We start from the raw sequence: 16,983 nt of genomic DNA on the forward strand, positions 1-16,983 counted from the left end.
TCTGGGCTGCAGACCTGCCAGCCGGCTCAAATGGTGGAGTGGTCGTTGATGAAATCGGTGAGGCTTGGTCACCGCCGCTACGCGTCGCCCATTCAGACTAGAAAGAGCTTCTCGCAGGTATCAGCGTTGACAGTGAATCTCTGGCCTGACGGTGCGGTGGATCAAGCAAAGGCTTTGCATCAGTCACTCAGCATTGGAGACCGCGATTGGCACCGGTTGAAATCGAATGCGGATCGTCGCGGAGCTGAGCTGCTTGCAGCAGCGATTACGCAGCTCCTCCAGAATGGAGAAAGAGGAGATGTAGAAGCGCTGACTGAACAGGCTCTGGGATGGATCAGACGAGAACTGAAAGATCCCGGCTGCCCACACCGTTGACAATGCTGGGAGATCGCCGAGGTCGGCGACACGCCAGCTGCACCCTGTTACCGCGTGAGCTCCAGCGGATGTCATCAAAACATTGGTGCATGAGAAATAAGCCCCGCCCATGATCCGCATCCAACTGCTCAGGCAGGCAGGCGATGCGCGCGGGGCCGGGAAGCCCATTGCCCTCATCTTGAATCTGCCAGATCAACCAGTTGGGAGTGAGAATCCGACGAATGCGCAGACATTTGCCAGGATCACCGGCATTGCCATGACGCACGGCATTGACGATGGCTTCCTGCAATCCGAGCTGCAACCTGCAAGAGGTTTCCTGGCAATCAACAGGCTCGAGAAGCAGCTCCAGGAGAGGGCTCAGCTGCAACGTTGACGGGAGGATGAAATCAGCCCACCGAAAGACAGGCAGATAGCGGCTGAACATTCGGACTGATCCATCCTTCTTCGACCATAACGAGGGGAGAAGGCCATGCCAAACACAAGGAGATGAAGGCCTCCCCAGGATTCAGATCCTGGGCTGAAGTCCTGGATGGGACAGCAACGCATCCATCAGACGAACACCTCGAAGCTGATTGATCAATGGCATGTGCCCTTCCGGAGCCTCCATAGACCACTGGAAAGCACCTGGATACCGGGTCCAAGTGCCGTCAAGCTTCCAGCCGATTCTCGGCCAAAGCCTGTCATATCGACCATCCAAAGCCTTCAGCAAGCGTGCCTGAACCGTGAAGCCGAAGCGTCCCTGCGAGTAGGCGATCCAGAGACGATCCAGAGTGGCCAGGTCAAGTCCCTCCATGGGTGGTACCTCGCTGAAATACACGTAACCCCGCTTCTCGGCCTGATCCCCCGCAAGCTCACGCAACACGCAGCTGGTCAGACGATCGGCTTCTTCGAAGTCTTCATCAAGCAACGCTCGCTGCATTGGGCTGTAGTCGATACCTCGAGCCGAGGGAGTCTCGAACCAACCATCGGATTCAACTCTGGGAATTCGAGCCAGAGCCTCAGGTTGATGCCGGCGAAGAACTTGGAGAATCCAGCCAGCGGCCCAGTCGTCACCACTTGGCTCGTAGGGCTTTAGAGCCTCAGCTGCAACAGCAGCCAAGGCATCAGCAGCCTTTTCCAAAGCAACAGCTGTCGCGCGACGCTGGCGGGCTGAGCCGTTCGCGAAGCGGTCGAGGAGCTTGTCGATGCTGAGATCTTGGGTTGGAGTTCTTCCGGAGAGCATGACGTCCTGCCGGCTCGGCAGGTTCGACGTTGGCCCACTATGTCAGGCATGGGCATCACGACAGCAGTCAGTGTCGAGTCATTCCGCGAAGCGGCAGGTCCGCTGGTCGACGTTCGCACGCCAAGGGAGTTCCATCAGGGACACTGGCCCGGAGCCATCAACAATCCTCTCTTCACGGACGAGCAGCGTCATGAAGTCGGGCTCACTTACAAGCAGCAGGGTCGCCATGCGGCCATCCAACTCGGTTTAACCCTTTGCGGCCCTCGCCTAGGGGATCTGTCGGAAGCCCTTACCCGGAGTGCCGGGGGACCAGCGCAACCCTTACGCCTCTACTGCTGGCGAGGCGGGATGCGCTCCAACAGCATGGCCTGGCTGGCAGGCTTAAGTGATCATCCGGTGTGCCTGCTTGAGGGCGGATACAAACGCTACCGGCAGTGGGTGCTGCAGAGCTTTGAGGCGCCCTGGCCTCTCAAGGTGCTCGGAGGACGAACAGGCACCGGCAAGACAGACCTGCTTCTGGAGCTTGAACGCCAAAAGGTGGCAGTGGTGGACCTCGAAGGCCTCGCCCATCACCGCGGAAGTAGTTTCGGCAATCTCGGATTGCCGGAGCAACCAAGCACGGAGCATTACGAGAATCGACTGGCCGAGACGCTTGAAGGACATGCTCGCCGAAGAGCCTCGGAAATCTGGCTCGAGGCCGAGAGTGCTCAGGTTGGCCGCTGCAGAATTCCCAGGGCCCTGTTTCAGCAAATGCAGAGGGCCCCTGTTCTTGAGATCCGCCGCAGTGATAAGGAGCGGATCGATCGTCTCGTGGGCGTGTACGCCGTTCACGACGCAACCGCCTTGCGGGAAGCAACCGAACGAATCAAGCGGCGTTTGGGGCCTCAGCGCACACGCGAGGCCCTGGAAGCCATCGATCAACAGCGCTGGTCCGATGCATGCATGGCAATGCTTGCCTACTACGACGGTTGCTACGACCGAGAGTTGGAACGCAACCCAGCGTCTTCAACGATTGACCTGGAGGGAGTCGATCCCAAAGGAGCAGCCGAACTTCTGGTTGAACAGAGCGTCGTCTCTGCAATGGTCTGCTCTTAAGATCGCAGCTTGCGCGGACGATCGATCCATGGCAGACGGCGACAAGGCGGCGATTCAGTTCTTCCGCGGTACAAATGAACCCGTTGTGCCTGATATCAGGCTCACCCGCAGCCGGGATGGGCGTACGGGGCAGGCCACATTCATCTTTGAACAACCTGAAGCTCTGGCTCCAGAAACTCTCGGCAATATCGCTGGTATGTGGATGGTGGATGAGGAAGGTGAGATGGTGACCCGCGAGGTCAATGGCAAGTTCGTTAACGGCAAGCCATCGGCCCTGGAGGCCACTTACACCTGGAAAACAGAGCAGGATTTTGAACGCTTCATGCGTTTTGCTGAACGCTACGCCGAAACCAAAGGGCTGGGTTATTCGAATAACTCAGGTGACAATGAAGGCGCCGACGAAGCATCTGAAGGGTGAAGTTTCAGCATTGGCTCGGGTTAGCGGCATTGCTGATTTCCGGGCTACTGCTCTGGAGCCTGCGTGACGTTCTGATTCACCTCTTCGCAGGGGTTGTGTTGGCGATGGCTCTCTGCACTTTGGTGGGAGCCCTACGTGAGCGCTGGTCCCTGGCGAGGCCGCTTGCATTGCTGGTGTGTTTGCTCGGGTTGGCGTCCGTGGTGGCGATCGCGGTAGCAGTGATTCTTCCTCCGTTTTTCAGCCAGTTTCAGCAGCTTCTGCTGCAACTCCCAGCTGCCGCCAGGGAACTGCAGCAGATCATCACCGCTTGGCTGAGTTCCGCATCGACCCTCGTCTACGGCCAGAACTCTCAACCGGCGATCACTCCCTCTGATCTCTCCAACGGCCTCTCAGGGCTCCCGAGCGGCTCCGCTCTGGCCTCAGGAGTTACCGGGAGTCTGAAGGGATTGCTTGGATTGGCAGGAAACGTCGGCAGCGGTCTCGTTCAGCTGTTGTTCGTGATTGCCGTGACCTTGATGGTGAGCATCCAGCCGGTGGCCTACCGAGAAGTGGGGATTCAGTTGGTGCCCTCGTTCTATCGACGCAGAGCGAGAACCATCCTGCTCCAATGTGGTGATGCGCTCAGCAGCTGGATGATCGGTGTGCTGATCAGCTCATTTTGTGTTGCAGTTCTCGCTGGTATCGGTCTCACGTTGCTGGGCGTGAAGCTTGTCGTCGCCAATGCACTCCTGGCAGGTCTTCTCAACGTGATCCCGAACGTGGGCCCCACTCTCAGCACGGTGTTTCCCATGTCGGTTGCCCTCGTGGATGCCCCTTGGAAAGCCCTTGCCGTTCTCGTTTTCTATGTGGTGATTCAGAACGTTGAAAGCTATGTGATCACCCCTTCAGTGATGCAGCACCAGGTGAATCTGCTTCCGGGTCTCACGCTCACGGCTCAATTCATCTTCACGGTGTTGTTCGGCCCACTGGGTCTGTTGATGGCCTTGCCACTTGCCGTTGTGCTGCAGGTGCTGATCCGTGAAATCGTGATTCACGATCTTCTCGACCCCTGGAAGAAGCGGCGGGTTAACGCATGAATCCACGCAATTTGCTGGCTGCTCTGACCCTGGTGGTGTTGACACTGCTGGTTTGGCAGTTGCGTTGGGTCTTGTTGGTCCTGTTTGGTTCTGTCGTCTTGGCCGTCGCCCTAGACGTACCGGTGCAGGGATTGATTGATCGCTTCAGGATCCAGCGGTCCCTGGCACTCCTCGTTGTGGTGGTGCTGCTGATCATTGGAGGCCTGGGGGTCTTCCGCTTGCTGCTACCAGAGCTGATCACGCAGTTCGGTCAGCTCACATCGCTTTTGCCAAGCCTTCTCGGCAAAATTCGAACGATTCTGGCCAGCCAGCCCCAGCTCGCGGAACTGAATCAAACCATTCCTGAGCAGTTCAGCTGGGACAAGGTTCAACCTGTGGGATCTCAGCTGCTTGGATTCGCCGGTGGAGCTGCCAACGGCTTCATCCAGGTTCTGCTGATGAGCCTTCTCGCTATTCTCCTCGCTCTCGATCCCGAAGCCCATCGGCGCATGGTGATCGCAGCAACGCCGAGGCCTGCAAGGGCCGCGATGGCTGAAGTGCTCGACTCCTGCAGGGCGGCTCTCGGAGGCTGGCTGGCTGGAATGACACTTTCGGCGACCGCAGTCTTCTTTCTGACCTGGGCCGGTCTGGCGGCACTGAGAGTTCCTTTGGCTTTGCTGAGTGCCTTGATCTGTGGTGTGCTCACGTTCGTCCCCACAATCGGCCCGACTGCTGCCACGCTGCTCCCCCTTGGGATTGCTCTGCTGATCTCCCCGGCGTTGATGGTGCAGGTGCTGGCGCTGCGCTTAGTGATTCAGAACCTGGAGGCTTTCCTGCTGACGCCCCTTCTCCTGCGTAGGACAGTGAATCTGTTGCCAACGGTGGCACTGACGTCCCAGCTCAGCCTGGGGGCATTGCTGGGTCTTCCTGGCGTGCTGTTAGCGCTGCCTCTTGTCGTGGTGCTTCAAGTGGGAATGGAGCAAGTCGTGGTTCAACGCATCATGGACCGTTGGACTTAGAAACCCATCCGAACGGATCTGCACAAGGGTGCAGTCGCTGCTACTTCTCGCTGTAGTCCTCCAACTGCCGTTTTTGATCGTTGAGCTGGCGCAATCTCTCGAGGTGCTGCTCGTGCTCCCCGCTGCTCCAGTGGTGCGGGAACGCAACTCGGGCTTGAAGCTCCGAGATTTCGTTATTAAGTTCTCTCGCTGGGTCCTCGGACCAAAGATCATCCCTACTGTGGTCCATCGCCAAGGCGATGGACCAACGCGATCAGCCGCCATACTGCCAACCCGTTGTCCCCAGCTCAAGAGCAGGAGCATCGCGATGCAGTTTGGAGGATTTAACTTCCCCGATGAACACCGTGTGATCGCCGTGGGCGAGCTGGCCAACCAGCTCACACTCCACGCCCCCAAGACCATCCTTGAGAATCGGTAAGCCGAGAGGACCCAGTTCATAGGGTGCCGCTTCAAAACGGCCACCCACGGCTGCCTGGGGCTTGAAGAACACAGCAGCCAGATCCTTCTGATCGCTGGCAAGCACGTTGAGAGAAAAACGGCCTGTGCGCTGGATCATTCCATTGCTGGTGCTGTCAGCTTTCACAGCCATCACCACAAGGGGTGGCTCAAAGGAACCCTGGGTAACCCAGCTTGCTGTGAATCCATTGACCACATCACCCTCGGCCACCCCGCAGATGAAGAGTCCATGGGGAATTTTGCGCAACAGCGTTTTCTTGGCTTCGAGATCAAGAGTCATCACGACCCCTCCGTTTTATCTCTTTCCACCCTAGATCCAGCAAATTCTCAGCTGGACAGCCGAGGGTTATTAACCGCCACTGAACTGCTAGCTTTCCGTTCCGCTCAGGCTCAAGTGTTGGAGAGGCCTTCCTCCCTGGTTGTATTCGCGACAGTGGCCGGAAGCAGCGTGATTGGGCTTCTTCTCTACGCAGGTCTCTTTTACGCCAATGCCCGGCGCTCAACATCTGCGCTGGAAGCTGAAACGATCCTCCCTGACTACCCCTCCAAAGACGCAGCCCAGGCCGCATCAGAACGCTGGATCAGGGAGGGTGGTGAATTCAGTGTGAGTACGACGCAACGCACCAGGCGGTCCGTACCTCTGAGCAAGCAAGAGCTGCTCAAATTGGAAATGCTTGCCGATGAGCGCCGTCGCGCTCAGATCGAAGCGGACTATGCCGAATGTTTGGATCTGGCAGAAAACGACCTGGCCAAAGAACTCTGCTCTTTCCAACAGACCAGCGACCTGCCACAGGGGCAATCATCTCGGAGCGATGAAGCCAAGATCCCCAAAACCAAGGTGATCGATGATATTGATGTTATCGTAATTAAAGAACCTCGGAGATCGTGCACCTTGGTTGAGGATTACCGTCGAATCAATTGTGTCGAACTTGCGATCAGTCGTGATGAGTTGATCAAAAACTCCAAGAGGGAATCCCTGGACATCAAAACTTATAAGCAGTTCAGATATTAGTCATCTAGGGAAGAGAGAAATCAGGTGCTCTGATCTTTTGATATCACTGTGACTCGACCGCGACGATAATGGAACCAGAGAGAAGGTTGGAGCATCAGCACAACCACGGCAAGGGTGTGCTGACGAAAGGTGTAGAGGAGCGCTGTCAGCGTGATTTGATCCAGCAGCAGACGAAGTTCTGTCCGTAAATCCAGGAACGCCAGGATTAAAAGCAACAGCGGCACCCACTGTTGAGAGCGCTCCCTTGGGCTTGTCTTCACCTCAGGCACTGGCCTGGGCACCGCTACGACTCGGCCAGAGGGTGAGCAGTGAGGGGGCCAACGCGATGCTGGACCAGCTCCCCACCACAACACCAAGAGCCAGAGCGACAGCAAACCAGTACAACGTTGATCCGCCAAAGAGAATCAGAGCAATCAGAGGTAGCAAGGTGGTCCCGCTTGTGTACAACGTGCGAGTCAACGTTGCGGAAACGGCTCGATCGACTTGCACCGTGAGCGGAAGATCTCCGTCCTCCCGTTGACGTTCACGAATGCGATCGAACACCACCACCGTGTCGTTGACCGAGTAGCCCGCAATGGTGAGGAGAGCAACGGCAAACAGGCTGTCAACCTCAAGACCCGTGAGCAAACCGAGCCAGGCAAACACACCACAAACAATCACGATGTCGTGAGCGAGTGCCACAAGAGCCAGAAACGCAAAGCGTCGGTCGTAGCGGAGAGTGATGTAAAGAGCAATCCCTGAGAAAGCAACCAGTAAGGAGATCAAGCTGCTGCGCAGCAACTGACCGCCGAGACTTGGTCCAATCGTGTCGACAGACTGGCCTCCAGCTTCAAGGGGACCGGCAACGGGTTCTAGGGCCTGAATCACCGACTGTCCCTGCGATGCCGTAAGAGCTGGCATCCGCAGAACCACCGACTGCCCACGATCAAGAAGTTGAACCCTGGCAGCATCCAGATTTGGAGCCCTTCGGCCGGGTTCTACGGGAAGTTGAATCGAAGCCAGGGTTTTTTCGATGGTGCTGACGCTCAAATCACGGCAGGCCTCAGCACAGCGACGTTCCAACTGGATCTTGGTGCCACCAGTGAAATCAAGCCCAGGCCTGAGAGGAGAGCGGATCTGGGGGTTGGTCCAGCTCATGACAATGCCACTCAGGCTGAACAGGAGCACCAACACGGAGATCAACCAAACCTGACGCCTGCGGCTCGTGAGTGGCAAACGGAGAGAACGGTCTTGATCGGAACTGGAGATGGCCATGGCTCAGGCGGCAGACGAGGGGAGTTGCCCGGCGGGCAGAAAATTGGTGGGTCTGCGCAGCCCCTGATAACTCATCAGGAAACGCAGCAGAGTGCGCGTACAGGTGAGGGCAGTGAAGAGACTGAGGACGACACCGATGCCGAGAGTGGCCGCAAAGCCTTTGACCAGACCTGTACCAAGGAAAAAGAGCGCTCCGCAGCTGATCAGGGTGGTGAGGTGTCCATCAAGAATTGAGGAAATGGCTTCTTTGAAACCGTTTTCGATCGAACGGATCAGGGTGTTGCCGCGACGCAACTCATCCTTGATTCGCTCAAAAATCAAGACGTTGGCGTCCACTGCCATTCCAATGCTGAGGATGAAACCCGCGATCCCCGGCAGCGTTAGTGTGACGGGGATGAGGGCGTACACCGCCAGATTGAACAGGGCGTATAGGCCTAGAGCCATCACCGCAACAATTCCGGCAAGGCGGTAGGTCACCACCATGAAGACGCCGACCAGAACCAGGCCAGACAAAGCAGCAATCAGGCTGCGACGGACGTTTTCCGCCCCAAGCGTGGGTCCGATGGTGCGCACCTCGAGGATCTCAACGGGAAGAGGCAACGATCCACCCCGAAGCTGAACCTCAAGATCCCTGGCTTCTTCAGCTGTGAAATCACCTGTGATAGTGGCGGCTCCGCCAGCGATACCAGCAGCTTTAAATTCAGGACCCACACTGGCTTCGCTGATCGGTCTGCCATCGAGAACGATGCCGAGGAGCCGGTCGGTTCCAGCGATGGATTGGGTGAGCTTGGCGAAGCGATCCCCCCCCTCAGCATTGAAACCGAGGGTGACCTCCCATCCGGAAGAATTCTGTCGTTGCTGACGACCGGCAGTCACCAGATCTTTACCGGTGAGAGCTGCTGGTTCAAAACGATCAACGATCTCTGAATTGGTGCGCTCGAGGAGCTGCTCAAGCTGCTCCTTTTCACTGTTGGCGTTACCGTCTAAGCCGAGAGCCTCTTGAACCTTGGCTAAGTCCTCGGGATTGATGGAAGCGTCATCGTCTTCGAAAGTCTCCGCTTTGGCAGCTAAAACACTTTCCAACTGAGCACGAAGCTGCAGAAGGCTGCGCATCTCCTCTTCAGTGCCGGGTTTCTGAGCTCTGAATTCGAGCAGAGCTGTGCTGCCGAGAACGCGGGCGGCACGGCTTGGATCGGTCACACCGGGGAGCTGCAGAAGCAGTTGGTCATTCCCGACGGTCTGCAAGGTGGATTCAGCCACACCCAGTCCGTTAACGCGACGCTCCAGCACGAGCTTCACAGCATCAAGCTGTTCAGGCTTGATCGCAGTGATTGCACCGGCTGGCTGAACTTCAAGGGTGAGTTGACTGCCCCCGCGCAAATCAAGACCGAGCTGCAGAGGGAAGCTGGAAAGAACAGACGCTGCCGCGATCGTCAGCGCGAGGATGAGGGCAAACCAGCCCTGTTGACGGGCCATCGATCAGAGCCCCTGACGAACGATGGTCTGTGCTGCTTCGACAATCTGGTGAGGCTGAATGATCGTGAGGTTCTCAAGATTGCCGTTGTAAGGCGTTGGAATGTCCTGGCTCGAAAGGCGAATCGGTCGGACGTCGAGTTCGTCGAAACAGTGCTCAGTGATCAGCGCGATCAACTCGGCTCCGATGCCACCGGTCTTCATGCATTCCTCCACAACGATCACGCGATGGGTTTTGCGAATCGACCGGGCGATCGTCTCCATATCGAAGGGCTTGAGACTGATCAGATCAATCAGTTCTGCATCGATACCGTCGGCCTCCAGCTGCTCCACAGCCTTCAGGCAATGGTGACGCATGCGTGAGTAGGTGAGAATGGTGACATCTCCCCCTTCCTTGACGAGGTCGGCCTGATCAAGGGCGCAGGTGAAGTCTCCTTCCGGCAGTTCCTCGCTGAGGTTGTAGAGCAATACATGCTCGAAAAACAACACGGGATTGTTGTCGCGAATGGCAGCCTTCATCAACCCCTTGGCATTGGTGGGGGTGCTGCAGGCAACGATCTTGATGCCTGGCACGGCGTGGAAATAAGCCTCAAGACGTTGACTGTGCTCGGCTCCAAGCTGGCGACCGACACCCCCCGGACCACGGACCACGGTAGGGATCGTGAAATTGCCACCGCTGGTGTAGCGGAGCATCCCCATGTTGTTGGAGATCTGGTTGAAGGCCAGGAGGAGAAAACCCATGTTCATGCCCTCCACAATGGGCCGAAGCCCCGTCATGGCAGCGCCGACGGCCATTCCTGTGAAACTGTTTTCGGCAATCGGTGTGTCCAACACGCGAAGTTCGCCGTACTTCTCGTAGAGATCCTTGGTGACTTTGTAGGACCCGCCGTACTGGCCAACGTCCTCACCCATCACGCAGACATGGGGGTCCCGAGCCATTTCTTCATCGATGGCTTCACGAAGTGCGTTGAAGAGAAGCGTCCCTGCCACGGCGTTGCTGCAATCCCGGCCATGCCGGCGTCAGTGGCCAAGCTATCTCAGCCCAGGCAACTTCAGCCTCCAGCCGCAAAAGTAGCCAGCAGAAGCACAGAGAGAAGCAGCCCAGGGGACAGCAGCAGAATCAGCTGGCCGAGATCATGAAGGGTCATCAAGGGACCATTTCTTCTTCGACGCTAGGCAGCGTCACCATCGGGTCTTGTGAAAAGACTGCGAAGAAAGACCAGCAGCAGGCCCAGGCCGATGAAAGCGAAGCTGAATGTGGCCAAAAAGCACATTCCTGTGAACAAGGTCTTCAAGGCTGAGGCGATGCTCTGGGCAATGGCATTGCTGAAGGATGGGGGGTGGGCAGCGAAATAAGCCACCATCCCCTTGCTCAGGCCCAAGCTGAGCCACGCCAGCAGGAAGCTGGTGAGCGATCCCGAAAGGAAGCTCAGTGGCCCCTTACGGGGCTTGGATTCAACAGCCGAGTCAGAACTGTTGATCGTGGAGGTTTTGGCCTGATCGGCCGGCTGGCGCACGCTCATCCCATCAGCTTGACCCCGTGAGGGATCAACGAGCAACTCCAACTCCGCAAGCCCAATTCTTCCAGTTGATCCTGCACCACATCCCTGGCACGATCGGCCCCATCCCGGTCGGAAAACAGCGCGAAACAGCTCGGGCCCGAACCGCTCATCGCCGCCTGAAGACAGCCCGGCAAGGTTTCGAGACACCTCAGCGCGTTCTTTACAGACGGTGTCAGGGGCGCAACAACAGTTTGGAGATCGTTTCGCAATGGCGGCGACTTCCCACCAAGGGGGTGCAGCCATTGGGCTGCTCTGAGATTCTGACGACGGGCTTCAAACGCTGCTTCGTCATGGAGATACACATTGCCTCGTTGGCGACGGCACTCGCTGTAAGCCCAGGGGGTAGAAACACTGACCCCAGGATCCTTCACCAGAAGAAGTCCAAGCTTGGCCTCCACAGGCGGCAGAGGCTCCAGTCGTTCACCCCGTCCAAAACACAGTTGCGTTCCGCCGGCGACGCAAAACGGCATATCGGAACCCAGTTCAGCAGCCAGACGCTCCAGTTGGTCCACACCCACGCCCAAGCCCCAGAGCTCATTGAGTGCCACCAAAGCAGCCGCTCCATCGCTGGAACCACCCGCCAGTCCTGCTCCGATCGGAATGCGTTTGCTCAGGTGCATCCGCGCACCGAGTTCGCTGAAGCCGGACCGTTCCCTGAGCAGTTGAGCGGCACGGACAATCAGGTTGTCCTGACCACAGCTGAGTTCTGCGGCGTCACAACTCAGAGAAAGGCTGCCATCAGATGTGTTTTCGCAACGCAGCTCATCCTTGAGGTCGATGCTCTGCATCACCATGGCCAGCTCGTGAAAACCATCGGCACGCAGGCCAAGCACTTCGAGATGCAGATTGATCTTGGCGGGCGCAGTGACGCAGACCGGGGCCGTCATAAAGAGGACGCAGCGGAGTCGGCCTGATTCAAGCCCCTGGCGAGCTCCACCCAGGCATTGGGGGCCACCTCTTGCGGACGCTGACTTAGATCAATCCCGGCCTGCCGTGTGATTGTCTCCAGTTCGCTGAAAGGCTGAGTTGCGTTAAGGGTGTTGCGCAGCATTTTCCTGCGCGCCTGAAATGCCTGCCGGAGCAGACGTTCCACGCGACGGCACGTGACAGGGTCCGGACGCTGCTCCTGAGGAAGGGGGTCAAGGCGGATCACCTCCGAATGCACTTTCGGTGGAGGTTGAAAACAACGGGGAGGGACTGCACAAACGCTGCTGCAATGGGCCAGCAGCTGCATGCGAACACTCAGGGCGCTGAAACTGCTCGCACCGGGCCTGGCGCGGATGCGTTCAGCCACTTCCTTCTGCACAAGCAGAACCAAGCGTTGGTAGGGAGGATCAATCGGCTGATCCAGCCGGCCGATCAGCCGTTCCAGCAGGGGACCGGTGATGTTGTAAGGAATATTGGCGACGACCTTGGTGGCCAGCTGACCATCAGGAAGGGTCAGGGGCACCTCGAGGACATCTCCTTCGCGAAGAGAAAACTGCGGGAATCCACCAAAACGATCGTGCAGTCCTGAGACCAGGTCACGATCCAGTTCAACGGCATGCACCGCAGCAGCAGAGGACGCCAGAAGCCTCTCGGTGAGAGCTCCACGCCCAGGACCGACCTCCAGGACGCGGTCATCGCTTCCGAGTTCGGATGCTTCAAGAATTCGATCCAGCACCCGTTCATCGCGCAACCAATGCTGCCCGAAACGCTTGCGTGGCGAGTGGCCTCCGAAACTCATCACATCGATGTCATCCCATCACTGTGCATCAGCAGGCCTGTTCCTCCTGACTGACCAAGAACGAGGCTTCAGAATGAATGGAAGCTGAAGTGTTGTCATCTGAAGGGCTCGCCGACGCCTTTGATCTGTATCTGCGGGCCCTCTGCAGCAGGAAAAACGCTGTTTACCGGTTTGCTGGCGTCAGCACTTCAGAACGCAGGGATCCAAGCCATCGTGATCGGCTGCGACGACTACTACCGCGAGCACTGGACCCCCGATCCGTTGTTTGGCTTCGACACGGTGGAGGCCATCGATGCCGACAGCCTGATGGACGACTTGAGCGCCCTGCGCTCGGGGCTACTCAAGCAGCGCCGCCGTTACGACATGGGGTCGCGCGCGGTTCACTGGACCCCTCTCGATAACGAGGGCGATGTTGTGCTTCTGGAGGGCGCTTACGGACCTCAGCTGCTTCTCAAGCGCGTCCCTCCCGATCTGCTGATCTACCTGGAGGAGTCACTGGCGGTGAGAGCGCTGCGCCGACTGCGCAGGGACACGCGAGAGCGAGAGCGAACGATGGCATCTGTGCTGAGACAAATGCTCAAGCAGATGATTCCTGGCGAACGGCGCTTCATCAAACCTCTCAAAGAGGAAGCGGATGTCGTGGTGACGCGCACCGATAGAGGCTTGACTGAAGCACTTGTGAGGATCATCGATCTCTGCTCGTCCAAGCGGACGCATTGACGCCTTGACCGCTCGTTAGCGTGGGGAAGTGCCTGTGGTTGATGGCGTGCTGGTCTGGACCTTGATGACGGGACTGCACCTTCTGATGGCGTCCCACCCCGTGGCCCCTCCACCGTTACCAATCGAACCGGAAAGACCTGAAAAGGTGCAGGAACAAAGCATCAATCTCGAAGAGTTCTCCATGGAGATCGATGGTCGCGATGTGCAGTGCGGTGCAGCTGAGTTCGGGACTGGTCGCAGGGCACCCTTCGCGTACAACCCTGACAGTTCAGACAGCAGTCAGGAGGTGACATTTCAAGCCACAACCTGTCGCTTGCGCTTCTGAAGCCAAGCCTTGCCTCACCAATCGGTTGATCCGAGATCAGGCACTTTGAGCCAGCGCACAGCACGACGACTTGGAGGAAGGGGAACCAGGGCCAAAACCACTTCGAGCTGACTGAGAGCATGGTGAGGGTTGAAGGACATCCAGCTGTTCAGGGCCAGGGCCAACCGCTGGCGCTTGCGGGCATCAAAAGCGGCAAGCCCCCAACCATCTGGTCCGCAGCGCCGGCGCCCTTTCACTTCAACGGCCAGCAATCGATGAGCCATGGCATTCGGTTTGATCAGCAGCAGGTCGATCTCCCCATAGCGGCAAGACCAGCGCTGCTCCAGCAGTGTCCAACCACGGCGCTGCAACAGACGCAGAGCCCTCGCCTCAGCCCAGAGTCCGGATGATGCCGACATCAACTTTGTGTTCACCCAGCTAAAAAGTGTCTGCCCACAAAGCATTCCCCTCCAACATCAGAGTTCTGAGAACAGGAGCAAGACCACCAGGTCCCTCGATTGAGTCACCAGGGGTAGTCCTTGTAAAGAGCATCTTCAGGACAGGGATCCTGGCCACGTCCACCTGGAAGATCCTCATCGGTGACGATGTCGTCAAGGTACGCAGCGCACAGCTGTTCCGGCGTGAGGCTGTAGACCCAAGACTCCCAGCCACCACCTGAATCCGATCGAGCTGGCAAACAGAGCAATCCCGACATCACCATCAGTGCGATGCAGGCATGGGAACGCATCTGGTTTCGATCGTGGAGAAACCCAGTGTGGATGACCCTCAGAACAAAGAGGCAAGTGGATCGGGAATGCTGTGACTCGGAGCTTCAAAACGGCCTTCCAGGACATACTCAAGACGCAGCTTCATGAAGGTGATGAAGGTGGCGTCAGTCGAAACCACAGCCGCAGATGGCGCAGGTAGTTCAGTCTTGATCGCCGATAGCTCGGGGCTATTCAGAAACGCAGGTCTGCGAATCAACCAGAAATCGATGTCCTTTCCTTCCTCGGAGTAATGACGTCTGCGCTCTTTCAGGACCTCTTCGAGCGGCTCCTCTTCGGTGAGAAACCGCTCGCTGGCCGCAACGAAGTGATACGTCGTCATGATCAATAGCTTCCGAAAAGAGGGTCCCGACGGGGATTCTGAACCAAGGCCTTCATCTCCCGAACGGCTTGCTGAAGACCCACAGCAACGGCCCTAGCCACGATCGTGTGGCCGATATTCAGCTCTTCCATGCCTTCGATGGCCGCAATCGGTTCAACGTTTTGATAGGTAAGGCCATGGCCCGCATTCACTCTTAGGGCCATGGAACGCGCCAAGCCGGTGGCTTCGGTTAGGCGTGCCAGTTCAGACGGTTGATCAGTCCACTTGGATTCGGCGTAGGTGCCGGTGTGTAACTCAATCCAACGGGCATGGCAGTCACGGCAGGCCTCAAGTTGCCCCACCTCGGGATCCACAAACAGGCTGACTGGAATTCCAGCGTCCTGCAAACGACTGATCTTGGACGTGAGGTCAACGCGTTGGCTGCTCACATCCAATCCTCCTTCAGTCGTGACCTCCACGCGTCGTTCCGGCACCAAGGTGACCATGTCGGGCTGCACCCGCAGGGCAATGGCGATCATTTCATCGGTTGCCGCCATTTCCAGATTCAGGCGGGTCCGCACCGTCTGACGCAACAGTTCCACATCCCGGTCCTGAATATGGCGGCGATCTTCACGAAGGTGAACCGTGATCCCATCGGCTCCACCAAGCTCAGCCAATAGCGCCATCGGCACTGGATCCGGTTCCACAGTTCGCCGTGCTTGGCGCACGTTGGCAATGTGGTCGATGTTGACCCCGAGGCTGGCCACGGCGGGAGATTCCAAAACTGAATCCTATGGAGCCGGGCCGATTGAACGGCCGCAGCATCAACTGCCCTGCTGGACGCTAGGAAGTGCAGGCCAAGGCCTAGCTTTCCACCCAGACGATTAGCGGCTCAAGGCGGTGCCCAGCAGCCTGGCAACACGAGCTTCAGCCCTTCAAACGGGCATCGACCCGCTCTGGGCTTCTTTAGCCATGGTGGTCACCCAAGATCTCGCGTTACCTGGATACTTTCGGGAACGCTTGGTGCTCGGAAGCCAGCATCTCCCAATGACGGGTCCAATCCTTCTGGCGCCCACCCACCGAGCCCGATGGGATGCCCTAATGCTGCCGATGGCGGCAGGACGTCGCATCTCCGGACGCGACTGTCGGTTCATGGTGACGCGCACTGAAATGACAGGCCTCCAGGGCTGGTTTCTTCATCGCCTTGGATGTTTTCCTGTTGATCAAGACAAACCCTCGCTCACAACGCTCCGATACGCGCTTGATCTGCTGGCCAACGATCAGCAGCTTGTTGTCTTTCCCGAGGGACGGATCAATCGCGACGACGAACCAATCGTTCTGGAGCCGGGATTGGCTCGTCTGGCCCAAATGGCCTTGAGGCAGGGAGTAAAGGTCCCCGTCGTACCGGTTGGTTTGGCTTACAACCCACTGCGACCTGGACCCCGCAGTCGTGCTGCCATCTGTTTTGGCGAGGCACTGCTTGTCGCCGGGAGAGGAAGAGAACAAACTGATCACTTCAACCAACTCCTTGTGAAGAGGATGCAGGCGGCTGAACAAGCGGCAAGGAGGGCCATTGGACGTCCCATGGAATGCCTTTAAAGTCCGCGAACTAAAGAGTTCGACCATGCGCTCCCGCCTCATCTGCTCGGCGCTCGCTCTGACGGCCGGATTGTTCGTCAGCCCTGCACTGGGTCAGACCGCGACGGATTCCAGTGCAACCTCTGTCGATAAGGTTCTCGCCTCAAGCGGCGCAGGATTCAATGTGGCAGCAGTTGAATCCCTCATCCAACGGGGTGATTCCGCCGTCTCGGCAGGGAACCTGGATCAAGCCAAAAAGGACTACGACAGCGCTCGTACTGCTGCGAAGCAGCTGCTGGCTTTCTATCGCGACCTGAGTGGGGCCTTTCGTGGCCTCGACGCCAGAATTCCTCGCGAAATGGATACCAAAGGGCGCGAAGCTCTCTCCCTTCTGGCCCAAGCGAACCTGAGGCTGGCTGCTCTGTTCCGCCGCCAAAATCAACCTGAGGTGGCCGTGCCTGTTCTCGTAGAAGTCGTACGGCTGATGACACCAGCGAAGCCCGAAGGCCAGAAGGCTTACCAAAGCCTCGTCGAGCTCGGTTTTGTCGACACGCCATTCCGGGGTGGCCAGAGCGCGCCGGGCAGCTGACCAGTCCAACCGCTGCGTTGATCTGCCAGCATCATGGTT

Annotated in this window: 24 protein-coding genes; 10 read left to right on the forward strand and 14 right to left on the reverse strand. The window is 57.8% G+C overall.

Annotated elements, in window-relative coordinates; translation table 11 throughout:
* Positions 1 to 126: 126 nt before the first annotated feature.
* Entirely contained in the window at positions 127 to 375 is a 249-nt protein-coding gene (locus SynMEDNS5_RS06600) for a DUF6439 family protein (RefSeq protein ID WP_186585885.1), read from the forward strand.
* On the opposite strand, the gene SynMEDNS5_RS06605 is transcribed toward SynMEDNS5_RS06600, so the two are convergent.
* Together SynMEDNS5_RS06605 and SynMEDNS5_RS06610 are read right to left on the reverse strand one after the other, a co-directional pair.
* Positions 335 to 799: an ATP-binding protein gene (locus SynMEDNS5_RS06605; protein WP_186582663.1), complete on the reverse strand. Its 465-nt coding sequence runs from the start codon at positions 797 to 799 to the stop codon at positions 335 to 337. The genes SynMEDNS5_RS06600 and SynMEDNS5_RS06605 overlap by 41 nt on opposite strands.
* 81 nt (positions 800 to 880) lie before the next feature.
* Positions 881 to 1,597 carry a GUN4 domain-containing protein gene (locus tag SynMEDNS5_RS06610; RefSeq protein WP_186582664.1) on the reverse strand — a complete coding sequence of 239 codons (717 nt, stop codon included), beginning with the start codon at positions 1,595 to 1,597 and terminating at the stop codon, positions 881 to 883.
* A gap of 39 nt (positions 1,598 to 1,636) precedes the next feature.
* Between SynMEDNS5_RS06610 and mnmH the strand changes: the two genes are divergently transcribed.
* The 4 genes from mnmH to SynMEDNS5_RS06630 are packed head-to-tail and all read left to right on the forward strand — an operon-like array spanning position 1,637 to position 5,184.
* Complete coding sequence (gene mnmH / locus SynMEDNS5_RS06615) at positions 1,637 to 2,692, forward strand: tRNA 2-selenouridine(34) synthase MnmH (RefSeq protein WP_186582665.1); 1,056 nt, start codon at positions 1,637 to 1,639, stop codon at positions 2,690 to 2,692.
* A 28-nt stretch (positions 2,693 to 2,720) separates the two neighbouring features.
* Complete coding sequence (gene psb28, locus SynMEDNS5_RS06620) at positions 2,721 to 3,110, forward strand: photosystem II reaction center protein Psb28 (protein ID WP_186582666.1); 390 nt, start codon at positions 2,721 to 2,723, stop codon at positions 3,108 to 3,110.
* Positions 3,107 to 4,186 carry an AI-2E family transporter gene (locus SynMEDNS5_RS06625; RefSeq protein WP_186582667.1) on the forward strand — a complete coding sequence of 360 codons (1,080 nt, stop codon included), beginning with the start codon at positions 3,107 to 3,109 and terminating at the stop codon, positions 4,184 to 4,186. Before psb28 ends, SynMEDNS5_RS06625 begins: the two co-directional genes overlap by 4 nt.
* Positions 4,183 to 5,184: an AI-2E family transporter gene (locus SynMEDNS5_RS06630; RefSeq protein WP_186582668.1), complete on the forward strand. Its 1,002-nt coding sequence runs from the start codon at positions 4,183 to 4,185 to the stop codon at positions 5,182 to 5,184. Before SynMEDNS5_RS06625 ends, SynMEDNS5_RS06630 begins: the two co-directional genes overlap by 4 nt.
* A gap of 253 nt (positions 5,185 to 5,437) precedes the next feature.
* Here SynMEDNS5_RS06630 and SynMEDNS5_RS06635 read toward each other — a convergent pair whose 3' ends face one another.
* Entirely contained in the window at positions 5,438 to 5,920 is a 483-nt protein-coding gene (locus SynMEDNS5_RS06635; protein WP_186582669.1) for a flavin reductase family protein, read from the reverse strand.
* On the opposite strand from SynMEDNS5_RS06635, the gene SynMEDNS5_RS06640 reads away from it, so the two are divergent.
* Positions 5,870 to 6,652, forward strand: coding sequence for a hypothetical protein (locus SynMEDNS5_RS06640; RefSeq protein ID WP_255440039.1), 783 nt, complete (start codon positions 5,870 to 5,872; stop codon positions 6,650 to 6,652). The two genes, SynMEDNS5_RS06635 and SynMEDNS5_RS06640, sit on opposite strands and share 51 nt — an antisense overlap.
* A 20-nt stretch (positions 6,653 to 6,672) precedes the next feature.
* On the opposite strand, the gene SynMEDNS5_RS06645 is transcribed toward SynMEDNS5_RS06640, so the two are convergent.
* From SynMEDNS5_RS06645 to rsmA, 7 genes are all read right to left on the reverse strand, one after another.
* Positions 6,673 to 6,876, reverse strand: a complete 204-nt coding sequence (locus tag SynMEDNS5_RS06645) for a hypothetical protein (protein ID WP_370593511.1) — start codon at positions 6,874 to 6,876, stop codon at positions 6,673 to 6,675.
* 37 nt (positions 6,877 to 6,913) lie between these two features.
* Positions 6,914 to 7,906 carry a protein translocase subunit SecF gene (gene secF, locus SynMEDNS5_RS06650; RefSeq protein WP_186582671.1) on the reverse strand — a complete coding sequence of 331 codons (993 nt, stop codon included), beginning with the start codon at positions 7,904 to 7,906 and terminating at the stop codon, positions 6,914 to 6,916.
* Between the two features lie 3 nt (positions 7,907 to 7,909).
* Positions 7,910 to 9,382 (reverse strand): protein translocase subunit SecD, encoded by a 1,473-nt coding sequence (gene secD, locus SynMEDNS5_RS06655; RefSeq protein WP_186582672.1) that lies wholly within the window; start codon positions 9,380 to 9,382, stop codon positions 7,910 to 7,912.
* Between the two features lie 3 nt (positions 9,383 to 9,385).
* Positions 9,386 to 10,369, reverse strand: a complete 984-nt coding sequence (locus SynMEDNS5_RS06660) for a pyruvate dehydrogenase complex E1 component subunit beta (RefSeq protein ID WP_186582673.1) — start codon at positions 10,367 to 10,369, stop codon at positions 9,386 to 9,388.
* A 182-nt stretch (positions 10,370 to 10,551) separates the two neighbouring features.
* Complete coding sequence (locus SynMEDNS5_RS06665) at positions 10,552 to 10,902, reverse strand: DUF3082 domain-containing protein (protein WP_186582674.1); 351 nt, start codon at positions 10,900 to 10,902, stop codon at positions 10,552 to 10,554.
* Positions 10,899 to 11,828 (reverse strand): 4-(cytidine 5'-diphospho)-2-C-methyl-D-erythritol kinase, encoded by a 930-nt coding sequence (gene ispE, locus SynMEDNS5_RS06670; protein WP_186582675.1) that lies wholly within the window; start codon positions 11,826 to 11,828, stop codon positions 10,899 to 10,901. Before ispE ends, SynMEDNS5_RS06665 begins: the two co-directional genes overlap by 4 nt.
* Complete coding sequence (gene rsmA / locus SynMEDNS5_RS06675) at positions 11,825 to 12,667, reverse strand: 16S rRNA (adenine(1518)-N(6)/adenine(1519)-N(6))-dimethyltransferase RsmA (protein ID WP_186582676.1); 843 nt, start codon at positions 12,665 to 12,667, stop codon at positions 11,825 to 11,827. Before rsmA ends, ispE begins: the two co-directional genes overlap by 4 nt.
* Positions 12,668 to 12,787: 120 nt before the next feature.
* On the opposite strand from rsmA, the gene SynMEDNS5_RS06680 reads away from it, so the two are divergent.
* Both SynMEDNS5_RS06680 and SynMEDNS5_RS06685 read left to right on the forward strand, forming a co-directional pair.
* On the forward strand, positions 12,788 to 13,387 hold the full coding sequence (locus SynMEDNS5_RS06680; protein WP_186582677.1) for a nucleoside kinase: 600 nt from the start codon (positions 12,788 to 12,790) through the stop codon (positions 13,385 to 13,387).
* A gap of 85 nt (positions 13,388 to 13,472) precedes the next feature.
* On the forward strand, positions 13,473 to 13,712 hold the full coding sequence (locus tag SynMEDNS5_RS06685; RefSeq protein WP_186582678.1) for a hypothetical protein: 240 nt from the start codon (positions 13,473 to 13,475) through the stop codon (positions 13,710 to 13,712).
* Between the two features lie 14 nt (positions 13,713 to 13,726).
* Here SynMEDNS5_RS06685 and SynMEDNS5_RS06690 read toward each other — a convergent pair whose 3' ends face one another.
* The 4 genes from SynMEDNS5_RS06690 to SynMEDNS5_RS06705 all read right to left on the reverse strand — a co-directional run bounded on the left by SynMEDNS5_RS06690 (position 13,727) and on the right by SynMEDNS5_RS06705 (position 15,544).
* Positions 13,727 to 14,110 (reverse strand): YraN family protein, encoded by a 384-nt coding sequence (locus SynMEDNS5_RS06690; protein WP_255440040.1) that lies wholly within the window; start codon positions 14,108 to 14,110, stop codon positions 13,727 to 13,729.
* A gap of 104 nt (positions 14,111 to 14,214) precedes the next feature.
* Entirely contained in the window at positions 14,215 to 14,439 is a 225-nt protein-coding gene (locus tag SynMEDNS5_RS06695; protein WP_186582680.1) for a hypothetical protein, read from the reverse strand.
* 38 nt (positions 14,440 to 14,477) lie between these two features.
* Positions 14,478 to 14,798 (reverse strand): MgPME-cyclase complex family protein, encoded by a 321-nt coding sequence (locus SynMEDNS5_RS06700; protein ID WP_186582681.1) that lies wholly within the window; start codon positions 14,796 to 14,798, stop codon positions 14,478 to 14,480.
* 2 nt (positions 14,799 to 14,800) lie between these two features.
* Positions 14,801 to 15,544, reverse strand: a complete 744-nt coding sequence (locus SynMEDNS5_RS06705; protein ID WP_186585887.1) for a pyridoxine 5'-phosphate synthase — start codon at positions 15,542 to 15,544, stop codon at positions 14,801 to 14,803.
* Positions 15,545 to 15,677: 133 nt separating this feature from the next.
* On the opposite strand from SynMEDNS5_RS06705, the gene SynMEDNS5_RS06710 reads away from it, so the two are divergent.
* Complete coding sequence (locus SynMEDNS5_RS06710) at positions 15,678 to 16,376, forward strand: 1-acyl-sn-glycerol-3-phosphate acyltransferase (protein ID WP_186582682.1); 699 nt, start codon at positions 15,678 to 15,680, stop codon at positions 16,374 to 16,376.
* Between the two features lie 25 nt (positions 16,377 to 16,401).
* Positions 16,402 to 16,944 carry a hypothetical protein gene (locus tag SynMEDNS5_RS06715; protein ID WP_186582683.1) on the forward strand — a complete coding sequence of 181 codons (543 nt, stop codon included), beginning with the start codon at positions 16,402 to 16,404 and terminating at the stop codon, positions 16,942 to 16,944.
* Positions 16,945 to 16,983 lie beyond the last annotated feature (39 nt).

Source organism: Synechococcus sp. MEDNS5, assembly GCF_014279875.1.
Classification (GTDB): Bacteria; Cyanobacteriota; Cyanobacteriia; order PCC-6307; family Cyanobiaceae; genus Synechococcus_C.

Excerpts from the sequence above, each read along its gene's own strand:
- SynMEDNS5_RS06605 (WP_186582663.1), bottom strand. The coding sequence starts at position 799 with ATGTTCAGCCGCTATCTGCCTGTCTTTCGGTGGGCTGATTTCATCCTC.
- SynMEDNS5_RS06610 (WP_186582664.1), bottom strand. The coding sequence starts at position 1,597 with ATGCTCTCCGGAAGAACTCCAACCCAAGATCTCAGCATCGACAAGCTC.
- mnmH (WP_186582665.1), top strand. The coding sequence starts at position 1,637 with ATGTCAGGCATGGGCATCACGACAGCAGTCAGTGTCGAGTCATTCCGC.
- psb28 (WP_186582666.1), top strand. The coding sequence starts at position 2,721 with ATGGCAGACGGCGACAAGGCGGCGATTCAGTTCTTCCGCGGTACAAAT.
- SynMEDNS5_RS06630 (WP_186582668.1), top strand. The coding sequence starts at position 4,183 with ATGAATCCACGCAATTTGCTGGCTGCTCTGACCCTGGTGGTGTTGACA.
- SynMEDNS5_RS06640 (WP_255440039.1), top strand. The coding sequence starts at position 5,870 with ATGGGGAATTTTGCGCAACAGCGTTTTCTTGGCTTCGAGATCAAGAGT.
- SynMEDNS5_RS06635 (WP_186582669.1), bottom strand. The coding sequence starts at position 5,920 with ATGACTCTTGATCTCGAAGCCAAGAAAACGCTGTTGCGCAAAATTCCC.
- secF (WP_186582671.1), bottom strand. The coding sequence starts at position 7,906 with ATGGCCATCTCCAGTTCCGATCAAGACCGTTCTCTCCGTTTGCCACTC.
- secD (WP_186582672.1), bottom strand. The coding sequence starts at position 9,382 with ATGGCCCGTCAACAGGGCTGGTTTGCCCTCATCCTCGCGCTGACGATC.
- SynMEDNS5_RS06665 (WP_186582674.1), bottom strand. The coding sequence starts at position 10,902 with ATGAGCGTGCGCCAGCCGGCCGATCAGGCCAAAACCTCCACGATCAAC.
- ispE (WP_186582675.1), bottom strand. The coding sequence starts at position 11,828 with ATGACGGCCCCGGTCTGCGTCACTGCGCCCGCCAAGATCAATCTGCAT.
- rsmA (WP_186582676.1), bottom strand. The coding sequence starts at position 12,667 with ATGAGTTTCGGAGGCCACTCGCCACGCAAGCGTTTCGGGCAGCATTGG.
- SynMEDNS5_RS06685 (WP_186582678.1), top strand. The coding sequence starts at position 13,473 with ATGGCGTCCCACCCCGTGGCCCCTCCACCGTTACCAATCGAACCGGAA.
- SynMEDNS5_RS06690 (WP_255440040.1), bottom strand. The coding sequence starts at position 14,110 with ATGTCGGCATCATCCGGACTCTGGGCTGAGGCGAGGGCTCTGCGTCTG.
- SynMEDNS5_RS06695 (WP_186582680.1), bottom strand. The coding sequence starts at position 14,439 with ATGCGTTCCCATGCCTGCATCGCACTGATGGTGATGTCGGGATTGCTC.
- SynMEDNS5_RS06700 (WP_186582681.1), bottom strand. The coding sequence starts at position 14,798 with ATGACGACGTATCACTTCGTTGCGGCCAGCGAGCGGTTTCTCACCGAA.
- SynMEDNS5_RS06715 (WP_186582683.1), top strand. The coding sequence starts at position 16,402 with ATGCGCTCCCGCCTCATCTGCTCGGCGCTCGCTCTGACGGCCGGATTG.